A 14,063-nucleotide genomic window follows, 5' to 3' on the forward strand; every position below is an offset into this window, starting at 1 on the left:
ACATGCCTGCTATCCCTCTCGAGCATGGATTGGCCGTTGCCGGCATCCTGTTCTGCCTTGGTCTGGTCGGCCTGATGGTCCGCCGCAACATTTTGTTCGTGTTGATGAGTCTGGAAGTGATGATGAACGCCTCTGCACTGGCTTTCATCGTCGCGGGCGCCCGCTGGGCGCAACCGGATGGACAGATCATGTTCATCCTGGTGATCAGCCTTGCAGCCGCCGAAGCCAGTATTGGCCTGGCGATCCTGCTGCAACTGTATCGCCGCTTCCACACGCTCGATATCGACGCTGCCAGTGAGATGCGCGGATGAACCTACTCTTTCTGACTTTCGTATTCCCTCTGATCGGGTTCCTGTTGCTGTCGTTCTCCCGCGGCCGCTTCTCGGAAAACCTGTCGGCGCTGATCGGTGTCGGCTCCATCGGCCTGTCTGCCATCGTCGCGGCCTACGTGATCTGGCAGTTCAACGTCGCTCCACCGGAAGGTGGCGTATACGTCCACGTACTGTGGAAATGGATCTCGGTGGAAGGCTTCCAGCCGAACTTCGCCCTGTACCTGGATGGTCTGTCCGTGACCATGCTCGGTGTGGTGGTCGGCGTGGGTTTCCTGATCCACCTGTTCGCCTCCTGGTACATGCGCGGTGAAGCCGGTTACTCGCGCTTCTTCGCCTACACCAACCTGTTTATCGCCAGCATGCTGTTCCTGATCCTGGGCGATAACCTGCTGTTCATCTACTTCGGTTGGGAAGGCGTGGGCCTGTGCTCGTACCTGTTGATCGGTTTCTACTACAGCAACCGCAACAACGGTAACGCCGCACTGAAAGCCTTCATCGTCACCCGTATCGGCGACGTGTTCATGGCAATCGGCCTGTTCATCCTGTTCCAGCAACTGGGCACGCTGAACGTCCAGGAACTGCTGGTGAAGGCGCCTGAGCACTTCAAGGTCGGCGATTTCTGGATCGTGCTGGCGACCCTGATGCTGTTGGGTGGTGCGGTCGGCAAATCGGCTCAACTGCCGCTGCAAACCTGGCTTGCGGACGCGATGGCCGGCCCTACCCCGGTTTCGGCACTGATCCACGCCGCAACCATGGTGACCGCTGGCGTTTACCTGATCGCCCGTACCCACGGTCTGTTCGCCCTGGCCCCGGACATTCTGCATCTCGTGGGAATCGTCGGTGGTGTGACCCTTGTGCTGGCCGGTTTCGCCGCACTGGTGCAAACCGACATCAAACGTATCCTCGCCTACTCGACCATGAGCCAGATCGGCTACATGTTCCTGGCGCTGGGCGTTGGCGCCTGGGAAGGCGCGATCTTCCACCTGATGACCCACGCCTTCTTCAAGGCCCTGCTGTTCCTTGCCTCCGGTGCGGTGATCGTTGCCTGCCACCACGAGCAGAACATCTTCAAGATGGGCGGCCTGTGGAAGAAACTGCCGCTGGCCTACGCCAGCTTCATCGTCGGTGGTGCCGCTCTGGCCGCCCTGCCGCTGGTGACCGCCGGTTTCTACTCCAAGGACGAAATCCTCTGGGAAGCGTTCGCCAGCGGTAACCACGGTCTGCTTTACGCAGGTCTGGTCGGCGCATTCATGACGTCGCTGTACACCTTCCGCCTGATCTTCATCGCGTTCCACGGTGAAGCCAAGACCGAAGCCCACGCCGGTCACGGCATCGCTCACTGGCTGCCGCTGTCGGTGCTGATCGTGCTGTCGACCTTCGTCGGCGCCATGATCGTTCCACCGCTGCACGGCGTACTGCCCGAGAGCGTTGGCCATGCCGGTGGCGAAGCCAAGCACAGTCTGGAAATCGCCTCGGGTGCCATCGCCCTGGCCGGTATCCTGCTGGCGGCCCTGCTGTTCCTCGGCAAGCGTCGCTTCGTGACCGCGATCGCCAACAGCGGCATCGGCCGTCTCCTTTCGGCCTGGTGGTTCGCTGCCTGGGGCTTCGACTGGATCTACGACAAACTGTTCGTGAAGCCGTACCTTGCGATCAGCCACATGCTGCGCAAAGACCCGCTCGACCAGACCATCGGTCTGATCCCGCGCATGGCCAAGGGTGGTCACACCGCCCTGAGCCGTACCGAAACCGGTCAACTGCGTTGGTACGCTGCTTCGATGGCTGCTGGTGCCGTGTTGGTCATCGGCGCTGTCGTGCTGGTAGCGGTCTGATATGAACCTTGCGAATTTGCGAAAGGAAACGAGCCCGTCATGATTCTGCCTTGGCTAATCCTGATCCCCTTCATCGGCGGCCTGCTGTGCTGGCTGGGTGAGCGCTTCGGCGCCACCCTCCCCCGCTGGATTGCGCTGTTGACCATGACCCTGGAACTCGCCCTCGGCCTCTGGCTGTGGGCCCACGGTGACTATTCATTTGCACCGGCGCCTGGCGCCGATCCGACCTGGGCGCTTGAGTTCAAGCACGTCTGGATCCAGCGCTTCGGCATCAACGTGCACCTGGCCCTCGACGGCCTGTCGCTGCTGATGATCCTGCTGACCGGCCTGCTGGGTATCCTGTCGGTACTCTGCTCGTGGAAAGAGATCCAGCGTCACGTCGGCTTCTTCCACCTGAACCTGATGTGGATCCTGGGCGGCGTTGTCGGCGTGTTCCTCGCCCTCGACCTGTTCATGTTCTTCTTCTTCTGGGAAATGATGCTGGTGCCGATGTACTTCCTCATCGCGCTCTGGGGTCACAGTTCTTCGGACGGCAAGAAAACCCGGATCTACGCGGCGACCAAGTTCTTCATCTTCACTCAGGCTTCCGGCCTGATCATGCTGGTGGCGATCCTCGGTCTGGTGCTGGTCAACTACAACAGCACTGGCGTGATCACCTTCAACTACGCCGACCTGTTGAAGACCAAGATGTCGATGACCACCGAGTACATTCTGATGCTCGGCTTCTTCATCGCCTTCGCGGTCAAGCTGCCAGTGGTTCCGTTCCACTCCTGGCTGCCTGACGCTCACGCCCAGGCGCCGACTGCAGGTTCCGTCGACCTCGCCGGTATCTTGCTGAAAACCGCGGCCTACGGTCTGCTGCGTTTCGCCCTGCCGCTGTTCCCGAACGCCTCGGCCGAGTTCGCGCCGATCGCCATGACCCTCGGTCTGATCGGGATCTTCTACGGTGCGTTCCTGGCGTTCGCTCAAACCGACATCAAGCGTCTGATCGCCTTCTCGTCCGTTTCCCACATGGGCTTCGTACTGATCGGCATCTACTCCGGCAGCCAACTGGCCCTGCAAGGTGCAGTGATCCAGATGCTGGCGCACGGTCTGTCGGCCGCTGCACTGTTTATCCTCAGCGGTCAGCTGTACGAGCGTCTGCATACTCGTGACATGCGTGAGATGGGCGGTCTGTGGTCGCGCATCGCTTACCTGCCGGCGATCAGCCTGTTCTTCGCAGCCGCTTCTCTGGGTCTGCCGGGCACCGGTAACTTCGTCGGCGAGTTCCTGATCCTGATCGGTACGTTCGCCAGCGCACCATGGATCACCGCGATTGCCACCTCCGGTCTGGTGTTCGGTTCGGTCTACTCGCTGATTATGATCCACCGCGCTTACTTCGGTCCGTCGAAATCGGATTCGATCCTGCACGGCATGGACGGTCGCGAACTGATCATGGTGCTGGGCCTTGCGGTACTGCTGATTTACCTCGGCGTCTACCCGCAACCGTTCCTCGACACTTCCGCCGCCACGATGCATGGCGTGCAGCAGTGGCTCGGCACCGCCTTCACTCAACTCGCTTCGGCCCGGTAAGAGCGCTATGGAATTCACGATTCAACACTTTATTGCGCTTGCGCCACTGTTGATCACCAGCCTCACCATTATCGTGGTGATGCTGGCAATCGCCTGGCGCCGCAACCACTCGCAGACCTTCCTGATTTCGGTGGCCGGTCTGAACCTGGCCTTGCTGTCGATCCTGCCGGCCCTGAAAGTCGCGCCTCTGGCCGTGACCCCATTGCTGCAGATCGACACCTTTGCCTGCCTGTACATGGCGCTGATCCTGGTCGCCACCCTCGCCTGTGTCACCCTCGCCCACGCCTACCTCGGCGATGGCGGTTCGGGTTACCCGGGCAACCGTGAAGAACTGTACCTGCTGATCCTGATGGCCGCCGCCGGTGGCCTGGTTCTGGTCAGCGCGCAGCACCTGGCCGGCTTGTTCATCGGTCTGGAGCTGCTGTCGGTGCCGGTCTACGGTCTGGTGGCCTACGCCTTCTTCAACAAGCGTTCGCTGGAAGCCGGCATCAAGTACATGGTGCTGTCGGCCGCCGGTTCCGCGTTCCTGCTGTTCGGTATGGCGCTGCTGTACGCCGACTCGGGTTCGCTGAGCTTCGTCGGTATCGGTCAGGCCCTGGCCGCGACCGGCCTGCCAAGCTCGCTGGCGCAACTGGGCCTGGGCATGATGCTGATCGGTCTGGCGTTCAAGCTGTCGCTGGTACCGTTCCACCTGTGGACGCCGGACGTGTACGAAGGTGCTCCGGCACCGGTGGCCGCGTTCCTCGCCACCGCTTCGAAAGTAGCTGTGTTCGCGGTCATGGTTCGTCTGTTCCAGATCTCCCCTGCTGCAAGCAGTGGCGTTCTGAGCAACGTGCTGACCATCATCGCCATCGCCTCGATCCTGTTCGGTAACCTGCTGGCCCTGACCCAGAGCAACCTCAAGCGTCTGCTCGGTTACTCGTCCATCGCGCACTTCGGCTACCTGCTGATCGCACTGGTGGCGAGCAAGGGTCTGGCGGTGGAAGCCATCGGCGTGTACCTGGTCACCTACGTGATCACCAGCCTCGGCGCCTTCGGCGTGATCACCCTGATGTCCTCGCCGTACAACGGCCGTGACGCAGACGCGCTGTACGAGTACCGCGGCCTGTTCTGGCGCCGTCCGTACCTGACCGCCGTACTGACCGTGATGATGCTGTCCCTGGCCGGTATCCCGCTGACCGCAGGCTTCATCGGCAAGTTCTACATCATCGCTACCGGTGTCGAGTCGCACCAATGGTGGCTGGTCGGTTCCCTGGTACTGGGCAGCGCCATCGGCGTGTTCTACTACCTGCGCGTGATGGTCACCCTGTACCTGATCGAACCAAACCTGCGCCGCCATGACGCCCAACTGCACTGGGAACAGAAAGCAGGCGGCGTGATGCTGCTGGCAATCGCTGTGGTTGCGTTCTTCCTCGGCGTCTACCCGCAACCGCTGCTGACCCTGGTTCAGCAATCGGGCCTGGCGGGCTGATCGCTCAGCGATAGTTGGCTACAAACAGAAACGGCACCTTCGGGTGCCGTTTTTGTTTTCGTGGGATTTTCATTTTCAACGCCCTCTCCTTTTCAAGGAATTTGCCTTCAAAACGATTAGCAACGGCTGACATCACACGGTTGGCCTATGCCGTTAAATTCGAAAGTCACCCATCAAGTGGAGATACATGAACCATGAAGCGAGATATTTTTTCAGAGTTGATGGACGGCCTCGAGGCGTTAGCCGATGAACGCAAAGACAAAGTCACCTTGAAAAAAACGCGCGCCCAACGGATCGGAACCATGAAGGGCAAACTCACACTTCCCAAAGACATCGATACCTCTCTGCCAGAAGACGTGCTGGATAGCTTCGAACGGTAGAAACGGACATCTGCATACATGGAACAATCAGACCCACCCTGTGTGTGAGTTGCGACTCCACCCACCTAACGAAATTGTAATTCCCCAATCACCTCCGCGTTATCCGCAGCCTGCAACGATGTCACCCGGCGACCCTGCCGACGGCCCCTTGCCCGTCGAACAATAAAACCCACGCCGAAGCTCGTTCCCGCTCTGCCGAACCCAAGGAGTGATTGATGGTTAACAACACAAAAATGTCGATGGCCGCTCTGGCAGTGGTTGTCGGCGCCGGGCCGTCCACGGTGTTTGCAGAAGAAAAACCCGAAGGGTTTATCGAAGGCAGCAGCCTGTCGGTACTCAACCGCAACTTCTATTTCAATCGTGATCACCGCAACGGCCAGTCCAGTCCCACCGGCAAGTCCAGTCCCACCGGCAATGGTTATTCCGAGGCCTGGGCCCATGCGGTCATCAGCAAGTTCGAATCCGGTTTCACCCAGGGCACCGTCGGGGTCGGGGTGGATGCGTTTGCGATGATCGGTCTGAAGCTCGACACCGGCGACGGCCGCAACGGTGGTCGCAGTTCCTTCGATGTGTTGCCGGTCAACAGCGACGGTGAAGCACGGGACGAATACACCAAGGTCGGTGGCGCCGCCAAAGTGCGGGCCTTCGGTACGGTGGTGAAAGTCGGTGATGTGTTCCCGGCCAACCCGGTGGTCGCGGCAGGCGATTCGCGATTGCTGCCGGAAAGCTTTCGCGGTGTGACGGCGACCAACACCAGCATCGAAGGTCTGTCGATCCAGGGCGGCCGCTTGCATGCGATGAGCCAACCGGTATCCAGCGACATGCGCGAGAACTTCGCGACCTTCTATGCCGGCCCGGTCAACTCGCCCTGGATTGCCTATGGCGGCGGCGATTATGCGCTGAACAAAAACCTGAGTTTCAGCCTGTACTCCAGCCGCCTGAAAGATGCCTGGAACCAGTACTACGCCGGCACTGCCTGGACGTATCCGCTGTCGGATGACCTGTCACTGTTCGGTGGCCTGAACTATTACAAGGCCGTCGACGAAGGCAAACAATTGCTCGGCCAGTTCGACAACAACATCTGGAGTGGCCGGGTCGGCGTGAAGCTCGGCGCCCACTCCGTCGCCCTCTCCCACCAGCGCAACAACGGCAACGACGACTTCGATTATCTGCGCCAGTCCGACTCGATCTTCCTCGACAACTCCATCCAGTACAGCGACTTCAACTCGCCGAAAGAGCGTTCGTGGATGGTGCGCTACGACCTCGACATGACCACTTACGGCATGCCGGGCCTGTCGTTCATGACCCGTTACGCACGTGGCACCGACGCCGATTACTCCAACGCCAACGCCGTGTACATGCGCCGCGATGCCGAAGGCAATCCGCTGACCGACCAGAAGCGCTGGGAGCGTGACATCGAAGTCAAATACGTGGTGCAAAGCGGTTCGATGAAAGACCTGTCGCTACGTCTGCGCCAGGCCACTACCCGCGCCACCGCGTTCGAATCGGATCTGGATGAAGTGCGGGTGATCGTCGAATACCCGCTGGCGATTCTCTGAGTTTAACGAGCAATACACATTCACCTTTAGAAGCTCCTTGCTCCTTTGGTAAGAGGTGAATCCTTTGGCGTCCTTCGGGGCGCCTTTTTTACGCCCGAAAAAAAGCCCGACTCACTGCACATGAACCGGGCGCTTCAGCCGGGATTAGCGTCAGCCACCCTGCTGACGGCAATTCCCCATCACGTTGTAAGTGACCGTATTGAGCTGCCCTTTGGAGTCCTCATAAGTCATCGCAGCCGGCACCACAGCGCACTCACTCTTTGGCCGGACAACGCTGACCACCTTCTTCACATCCAGCTTCATTCCGTACTCGTATTCCTTGACCACCGGCGCCGCTTTGCCCTGCCTGGCCGCGTATTGCTCCATGGCTTTTGCATTGGCGCTGAGCGCCCGATCGAACGTTCTGTCGCCACCGCCTTCGGCCAGCGCATTCAAGGACATTGCCATGACACCGGTGAACGCCATCCACTTGAGAAGCTTCATATCCATCTCCTTCAAAACAAACTCATAAAAAAGCCCACCATCGATGCGCGATGACGGGCTCATTCACTGGCAGCACGCTTACAGGTCTTGGGTCTTCTCATCCTTTTTATCATTCACGACGACAGGATCGCGGGCCTTCTCCTTGGCCACAAACAGCTCCATGGAGCGGTCGCTGGCGGTCATCATTCGGTCGAAAGTACGGTCACCACCACCTTCGGCCAACACCAGGGAAGACATCATCAGAGCCACGGCAAACGCGCCAATCTGTGCAAGTTTCATCGTTGATTCCTCATTCAAGTCACTGACGGGATCAAGGTAACAATCCGAACCTTTCGTGACGGTGGCGCCGAAATTACATATCCGTTATGTAGAAAGGCCCGCATTGGCGGGCCTTTTGTTAAACCAAAAAATGACTAGGCAGCCGTGGGCAATTCCTCATCCCGACGATGCGCCAGCTGATACAACGCCGGCAGAATCAGCAACGTAAGAATGGTCGAGGACAGGATCCCGCCAATCACCACCGTCGCCAGCGGGCGCTGCACCTCGGCACCGGTGCCGGTCGCCAGGGCCATCGGAATGAAGCCCAGGGACGCCACCAACGCCGTCATCAGCACCGGGCGCAATCGCGTCAGCGCACCTTCGTGAATCGCCTCGGCAAGCGAACGCCCCTCCTCCCGCAAGTTGCGAATGAACGCGATCATCACCAACCCGTTGAGCACCGCCACACCGGACAACGCGATAAACCCGACACCCGCCGAGATCGACAGCGGAATATCCCGCAGCCACAACGCCATGACCCCGCCGGTCAGCGCAAACGGAATCCCGGTGAACACCAGCAAGCCGTCCTTGAGGTTGTTGAACATCATGAACAGCAACCCGAACACCAGCAGCAACGCCACCGGCACCACGATCTGCAAGCGCCTGGCCGCCGATTGCAACTGCTCGAACTGCCCGCCCCAGGTGGTCCAGTAACCCGCCGGCACCTGCACCTCACGTTCGATCGCTGCGCCCGCCTCGGCTACAAAAGAACCGATGTCGCGCCCGCGCACGTTGGCGCTGACGATCACCAGGCGTTTGCCGTTTTCGCGGCTGACCTGATTCGGCCCCAGCACCAGATCGAGGCTGGCGACGTCCTTCAGCGCAATGAAACCGATCTGACTGGCTGAATCACCACCCGCCGCCGGCACCGGAATCAACAGTGCCGACAACCCGTCGATGTCCTTGCGCATGGCGTCGGACAAGCGCACCACCATGTCGAATCGACGATCACCTTCGTACAGCGTCCCGGCCTTCTGTCCGCCGACGGCCACCGCAATGGTGTCCTGCACATCGCCGACGTTGAGCCCGTAACGCGCGGCCTTGTCGCGATCGATATTGATGGTCAGCACCGGCAGACCGGTGGTTTGCTCGACCTTGACCTCGGACGCGCCGTTGACCTTCTGCATCGCGACGGCAATCTTCGCCGCCGTGGCGTTGAGCACGTCCATGTCATCACCGAACACCTTGACCGCCACGTCGCTGCGCACGCCGGAGATCAGCTCGTTGAAGCGCAACTGGATCGGCTGCGACAGTTCATAGTTGCTGCCCGGCAGCGTTGCGGCGGCTTGTTGTAGCTCTGCCATCAGGGTTTCGCGGGACTTGCCCGGGTCCGGCCACTGGTCTTTGGGTTTGAGCATCACGTAGCTGTCGGAGATGTTCGGCGGCATCGGGTCAGAGGCGATTTCCGCAGTACCGGTGCGGGCGAACACGCGCTCGACTTCCGGCACTTTATTCAGGATCAACGTTTCCAGCCGCTGCTGCATATCCACCGACTGCGTCAGGCTGGTGCCCGGTACGCGCAGTGCCTGCAAGGCAAAATCGCCTTCGCTGAGACTCGGCACAAACTCGCTGCCCATGCGACTGGTGACCACGCCACTGAGCACAATCACCCCCAACGCCGCGCCGACCGCCATCGTCCGATGGGACAGCACCCAGTCCAGCGCCGGCGCATAAACGCGACGCGCGCCGCGCATCACCGCGCCCTCTTCTTCCTTGACCTTGCCGGTCACGAACAGCGCAATCGCCGCCGGCACAAAAGTCACGGACAACAGCATGGCGCCGAGCAACGCGATGACTACGGTGAACGCCATCGGGTGGAACATTTTCCCCTCGACGCCGCTCAGGGCGAAGATCGGCAGGTACACGACCATGATGATCAACTGACCGAAAATCAGCGGTCGCCGCGCCTCTTTTGCCGCCGCAAACACTTCATGGAAACGCTCGGATCGCGTCAACAGCCGTCCGTGACGCTGCTGCGCATGGGCCAGTCGTCGCAGGGTGTTTTCGACGATCACCACCGCGCCGTCGACGATGATGCCGAAGTCCAGCGCGCCGAGGCTCATCAGGTTGGCGCTGACCTTGTTGCTGAACATCCCGGTGAAGGTGAACAGCATCGACAGCGGAATCACCATCGCCGTAATCAACGCCGCGCGGATATTCCCGAGGAACAGAAACAGGATTGCGATCACCAGAATCGCGCCTTCGACGAGGTTCTTCTTTACCGTGGCGATGGCTTTGTCGACCAGATGCGTGCGGTCGTATACCGGCACCGCGATCACGCCATTGGGCAAGGACTTGTTGATCTGTTCGAGCTTGGCGGCGACGGCCTGGGAAACCGTGCGACTGTTTTCACCGATCAGCATGAATACCGTACCCAGCACCACTTCACGGCCGTTTTCCGTGGCGGCGCCGCTGCGCAGTTCGCGGCCGATGTCCACGGTGGCGACATTCTTGATCCGGATCGGCGTGCCGTCGACATTGGCCATGACGATGTTGGCGATGTCCTCTGTGCTCGCTACCTGGCCCGGTGCGCGAATCAACAATTGCTCGCCGCTGCGCTCGATGTACCCTGCGCCGACGTTGGCGTTGTTGCGCTCCAGCGCCGTCACCAGATCGGTGAGGGTCAGTTTGTAGGCCGCGAGTTTTTTCGGATCGGGCGCGATCTGATATTCCTTGGCAAAACCGCCGATGGTGTTGATCTCGGCCACGCCGGGAACGTTGCGCAGTTGCGGCTTGATGATCCAGTCCTGAATCACCCGCAAGTCGGTCGGCGTGTAGGGCGTACCGTCGTCCTTCAGCGCGCCCTCCCTGGTCTCGACCGTCCACAAAAAGATCTCGCCGAGCCCGGTGGAGATCGGCCCCATCACCGCCTCCACACCTTCGGGCAACTGCTCCTTGGCGGACTGCAATCGTTCGTTGACCAATTGCCGGGCAAAGAACAGATCGGTGCCGTCCTTGAAGATTACCGTGACCTGGGACAAGCCCGAGCGCGAGAGCGAGCGGGTTTGCTCCAGCGCGGGCAGGCCGGCCATCGCGGTTTCAATCGGGAACGTAATGCGCTGCTCGGTTTCCAGCGGCGAGAACCCGGCCGCGCCGGTGTTGATCTGCACCTGGACGTTGGTGATATCGGGCACGGCGTCGATCGGCAGTTTCTGATAACTGGCGATGCCGAGGCCGGCCATGAGCAGAACGGCGAGCAGCACGATGATGCGCTGCTCGATGGCAAACTGGATCAAGCGTTCGAACATGGGAGTCTTCCGCGATTAATGACTGTGCTCGGCCGAGGCTTTGCCCAGCTCCGATTTGAGGACGAAGCTGCCGGCACTGGCGACTTGCGCGCCCGGTTCCAGTCCGGCGATGACTTCCACCTGGCCTGCCGCGCGACTGCCCAGCTCCACGACTTGCGCCTTGAAGCCGTCGTCGGTGCGCACAAACACCGTGGGCTTGTTCTCGACGGTCTGGACTGCGGTTTCCGGTACGGCGACTTTGGCCTGGCGGCTGTCGGTGGCGACCAGCGCGGTGACAAACAGGCCCGGGCGCCATGAGCCTTGCGGGTTTTCCAGGGTGACGCGCACGGTCGCGGTGCGGGTCTGTTCGCCGAGCAGGCTGCCGACGTAAGCCACGGTGCCGCTGACTTCGGCGTTCAACTCCGCCGCACTGACGGTGACGGGTTTGCCCACTTGCACCTTGTTCAAGTCTTTCGGTGACACACCGAACGTGACCCACACCCGCGACAAATCCGAGAGCGTGAACGCTGCCGTGGTTTCGTCGACCACTTCGCCAGGCGTCAGGTGTTTTTCCACCACCACGCCATCGAACGGTGCCCGCAGTTCATAACGATTACCGCCAGTGGCAACCACGCTGCCACTGAGCACGCTGATCTTTTGCCGGGCGTTGCTCACCGCAATCTCGGCTTCTTCCAGAGCCTGGCGCGCCTGGAGAAAATCCTGCTCGGCGGAGATCCTGTCCTGCCACAGTTTCCTCTCGCGCTCGAACGTCGTGCGGGCCAGGGCGAGACGGCGTTGCGCGGCTGCCTGCTCGCTGCGCTGATCGGAGATCTGCTGACTGGCGATCACGGCCAGCAACTGGCCTTTCTTCACCGACTGTCCGAGGTTGACCGAAACTGACTCGACCACGCCCGGCACACGCGGCACCACATGCGCGGTGCGGTCTTCATCGAAGCGCACTTCGCCGGGGAACGACAGACCGAGGCTGAAGCTCTGCGCCTGGGCGGCGGCCAGTTGAATCCCCGCCGCCGCGATCTGCTCGGCCGTCAGTTCGATGTGCCCTTCTTCGTCGTGCCCGCCGTCAGCGGCGGCGCCTTCTTCGGCATGGTCGGCGTGCTCCGCCGCTTCATCGGCATGCGCATCGACAGACGCATTGCCGCTCCACATCGCGCCGAGGCCAATGCCCAGCGCCAAGGTCGCCGCAGCGACCACGATCAGTTTTTTGTCCATGGAAACTCCTCTGCGCCAAACCATCGCGCAGTAATCAGAACGTTGAAATTCAAGGGTTGGCGCTGAGGTCGCCGAAGATGCGTTCGATGCGGACCCGGGCGTCGGTCGCCTCGCTCACCGCCTGGATGTATTGGCTGCGAGCGGCGATCAATGTGCGCTGGGCATCGAGCACGTCGAGGAAGCCGAACTTGCCCATTTCGAAACCGCGAGTGGCGCTGTCCACCGCACTTTGTGCGGCGGGCAGAATGGTCCGGTCGAACGCCTGGATTTCGCCGTTGGCGGTCTGCCATTGCGCCAGCGTGGTCTGGATTTCCGTGCGCAAGCGCAGTTCGGTGGCGTTGCGCAGGTCCCGCGCCTGATCGGTACGCCGCGCCGCCGCCAGCACGTTGCCCTGGTTGCGGTTGAACAACGGAATCGGCATCGACAGCCCGACCACGTTGACCCGCTCGCGCTCGGTTTCGCTGTACTGGCTGCCGATGCTGACGGTGAGATCGGGAATCCGCTGGGACTTTTCCAGCCCCAGCGACGCCTCGCGCTGGTCGATCTGCAACCTGGCCAGCCGCAGCTCCGCTGTTTCGTTCAGACGTTCAAGCAAACGGGTGGGCGGCGGTACGCTGGACAGGGTTTGAGCAGCGGCTTGCACCGTGGTCGACGTCGACAACGGTGCGCCCATGACCTGGGCCAACTGCTGGTACGCATTGGCCTGATCGCGCTCGGCGCGGCTCAATTCCAGGCGCACCTCCGAGAGCTGCACTTGCGCCCGCGTGCCTTCCACTGGCGACGACTTGCCCGCCTCGATCCGCCCCTGAGCCACACGCAAACCGTGCTCGGCGAGTTGCAGCGACTGCCGGGCCAGTTGCAACCGTTGCTGCGCGGTCTGCGCACCGTTGAACGCTTGAAGCACGTCGGCGCGCAATGCGTTGCGCTTGCGCTCCAGCTCGATGCCGGCGGCGTCCTGCGCACGACTCGCCACATCAATCCGCGCGCCACGCTTGCCGCCCAGCTCGATCGGCTGGCTGAGCATCACCGTGGTGGTGCGTGATTCACGCCGGGTGTCTTCGGCCTCCCACGACACCTCGGGGTTGGGGATCAGCCCGGCCTGTTTGCGGTCGCCTTCGGCAATGCCGATTTCCCACTGCGCGGCGGCCAGCTCCGGGTTGCCGGCGAAAGCGGTTTGCAGCGCCTGATCCAGCGTCAAAGTCGATGCACTGGCAAAGCCTGTGCAGGCCAGCAACAAGAGGCCGCTGGCGGTTTTTTTCAGGCGTGATCGCGCCGTCAGTTCAATTAAACCGGGCAATGGAAGGCTTCCTTCAATCAAGAATCGTTGATGGCGCCACGGTAGGGTTTTGAACTTATCGACAAGGTGACGTGAACATTACAAATCCGTTATCCACGGTTTATCGAAGTTGTTTTGCTCTAGGATTCGAAGTTCGAATGGCGTTGCTGCAATACATAGAAACAAATGCACGTTAGTTATCTGCCGGACAGCACTTGCCGAAATGGAAGTTGTGAAAAATGTGCCATTCCCCTGCGGCAGGCTGTCGCGGATGGCCGATTTAAAGCGCTCAGGCGTTGACTCTGTAGCCACTACAGCCTTTACCGTGCACGCCACTCAGTTCCAAAGTCCGTCAGGAAGTCCCTGTAAAAACTGCAACTTCCAGA

10 protein-coding genes and 1 pseudogene are annotated in these 14,063 nt (G+C 60.8%); 6 read left to right on the forward strand and 5 right to left on the reverse strand.

Translation table 11 applies throughout. From position 1 onward, the window contains the following. Positions 1 to 2 precede the first annotated feature (2 nt). The 6 genes and pseudogenes from nuoK to QLG12_RS12990 all read left to right on the forward strand — a co-directional run bounded on the left by nuoK (position 3) and on the right by QLG12_RS12990 (position 7,143). The gene (gene nuoK / locus QLG12_RS12965; RefSeq protein WP_003180046.1) at positions 3 to 311 is read left to right on the forward strand and encodes an NADH-quinone oxidoreductase subunit NuoK; all 309 of its coding nucleotides are present in this window, start codon (positions 3 to 5) and stop codon (positions 309 to 311) included. Then, a complete protein-coding gene (nuoL, locus tag QLG12_RS12970; RefSeq protein ID WP_282474639.1) occupies positions 308 to 2,161 on the forward strand; it encodes an NADH-quinone oxidoreductase subunit L in 1,854 nt (617 codons plus the stop codon). Before nuoK ends, nuoL begins: the two co-directional genes overlap by 4 nt. 39 nt (positions 2,162 to 2,200) lie before the next feature. Further along, positions 2,201 to 3,733, forward strand: coding sequence for an NADH-quinone oxidoreductase subunit M (gene nuoM, locus QLG12_RS12975; RefSeq protein ID WP_011334963.1), 1,533 nt, complete (start codon positions 2,201 to 2,203; stop codon positions 3,731 to 3,733). 7 nt (positions 3,734 to 3,740) lie between these two features. Next, positions 3,741 to 5,204: an NADH-quinone oxidoreductase subunit NuoN gene (gene nuoN, locus QLG12_RS12980; RefSeq protein ID WP_011334964.1), complete on the forward strand. Its 1,464-nt coding sequence runs from the start codon at positions 3,741 to 3,743 to the stop codon at positions 5,202 to 5,204. 194 nt (positions 5,205 to 5,398) lie between these two features. After that, positions 5,399 to 5,479, forward strand: a pseudogene (locus QLG12_RS28690) (transcriptional regulator); the annotation flags it as partial. A 320-nt stretch (positions 5,480 to 5,799) separates the two neighbouring features. Further along, positions 5,800 to 7,143 (forward strand): OprD family porin, encoded by a 1,344-nt coding sequence (locus QLG12_RS12990; RefSeq protein WP_282474641.1) that lies wholly within the window; start codon positions 5,800 to 5,802, stop codon positions 7,141 to 7,143. A 150-nt stretch (positions 7,144 to 7,293) separates the two neighbouring features. Here the strand turns inward: QLG12_RS12990 and QLG12_RS12995 are convergent, their stop codons facing one another. The 5 genes from QLG12_RS12995 to QLG12_RS13015 all read right to left on the reverse strand — a co-directional run bounded on the left by QLG12_RS12995 (position 7,294) and on the right by QLG12_RS13015 (position 13,698). Continuing rightward, entirely contained in the window at positions 7,294 to 7,626 is a 333-nt protein-coding gene (locus tag QLG12_RS12995; RefSeq protein ID WP_282474642.1) for a DUF2790 domain-containing protein, read from the reverse strand. 78 nt (positions 7,627 to 7,704) lie between these two features. Next, the gene (locus tag QLG12_RS13000) at positions 7,705 to 7,905 is read right to left on the reverse strand and encodes a co-regulatory protein PtrA N-terminal domain-containing protein (RefSeq protein WP_236194362.1); all 201 of its coding nucleotides are present in this window, start codon (positions 7,903 to 7,905) and stop codon (positions 7,705 to 7,707) included. A 134-nt stretch (positions 7,906 to 8,039) separates the two neighbouring features. Beyond that, complete coding sequence (locus QLG12_RS13005; RefSeq protein ID WP_282474643.1) at positions 8,040 to 11,192, reverse strand: CusA/CzcA family heavy metal efflux RND transporter; 3,153 nt, start codon at positions 11,190 to 11,192, stop codon at positions 8,040 to 8,042. Between the two features lie 15 nt (positions 11,193 to 11,207). Further along, positions 11,208 to 12,401 carry an efflux RND transporter periplasmic adaptor subunit gene (locus QLG12_RS13010; protein WP_282474644.1) on the reverse strand — a complete coding sequence of 398 codons (1,194 nt, stop codon included), beginning with the start codon at positions 12,399 to 12,401 and terminating at the stop codon, positions 11,208 to 11,210. Between the two features lie 49 nt (positions 12,402 to 12,450). Beyond that, positions 12,451 to 13,698: a TolC family protein gene (locus QLG12_RS13015; protein ID WP_197867443.1), complete on the reverse strand. Its 1,248-nt coding sequence runs from the start codon at positions 13,696 to 13,698 to the stop codon at positions 12,451 to 12,453. Between the last annotated feature and the right edge of the window lie 365 nt (positions 13,699 to 14,063).

The organism is Pseudomonas sp. V88_4 (assembly GCF_029967985.1).
Classification (GTDB): Bacteria; Pseudomonadota; Gammaproteobacteria; order Pseudomonadales; family Pseudomonadaceae; genus Aquipseudomonas; species Aquipseudomonas glycinae.

Excerpts from the sequence above, each read along its gene's own strand:
- nuoK (WP_003180046.1), top strand. The coding sequence starts at position 3 with ATGCCTGCTATCCCTCTCGAGCATGGATTGGCCGTTGCCGGCATCCTG.
- nuoL (WP_282474639.1), top strand. The coding sequence starts at position 308 with ATGAACCTACTCTTTCTGACTTTCGTATTCCCTCTGATCGGGTTCCTG.
- nuoM (WP_011334963.1), top strand. The coding sequence starts at position 2,201 with ATGATTCTGCCTTGGCTAATCCTGATCCCCTTCATCGGCGGCCTGCTG.
- nuoN (WP_011334964.1), top strand. The coding sequence starts at position 3,741 with ATGGAATTCACGATTCAACACTTTATTGCGCTTGCGCCACTGTTGATC.
- QLG12_RS12990 (WP_282474641.1), top strand. The coding sequence starts at position 5,800 with ATGGTTAACAACACAAAAATGTCGATGGCCGCTCTGGCAGTGGTTGTC.
- QLG12_RS12995 (WP_282474642.1), bottom strand. The coding sequence starts at position 7,626 with ATGAAGCTTCTCAAGTGGATGGCGTTCACCGGTGTCATGGCAATGTCC.
- QLG12_RS13000 (WP_236194362.1), bottom strand. The coding sequence starts at position 7,905 with ATGAAACTTGCACAGATTGGCGCGTTTGCCGTGGCTCTGATGATGTCT.
- QLG12_RS13005 (WP_282474643.1), bottom strand. The coding sequence starts at position 11,192 with ATGTTCGAACGCTTGATCCAGTTTGCCATCGAGCAGCGCATCATCGTG.
- QLG12_RS13010 (WP_282474644.1), bottom strand. The coding sequence starts at position 12,401 with ATGGACAAAAAACTGATCGTGGTCGCTGCGGCGACCTTGGCGCTGGGC.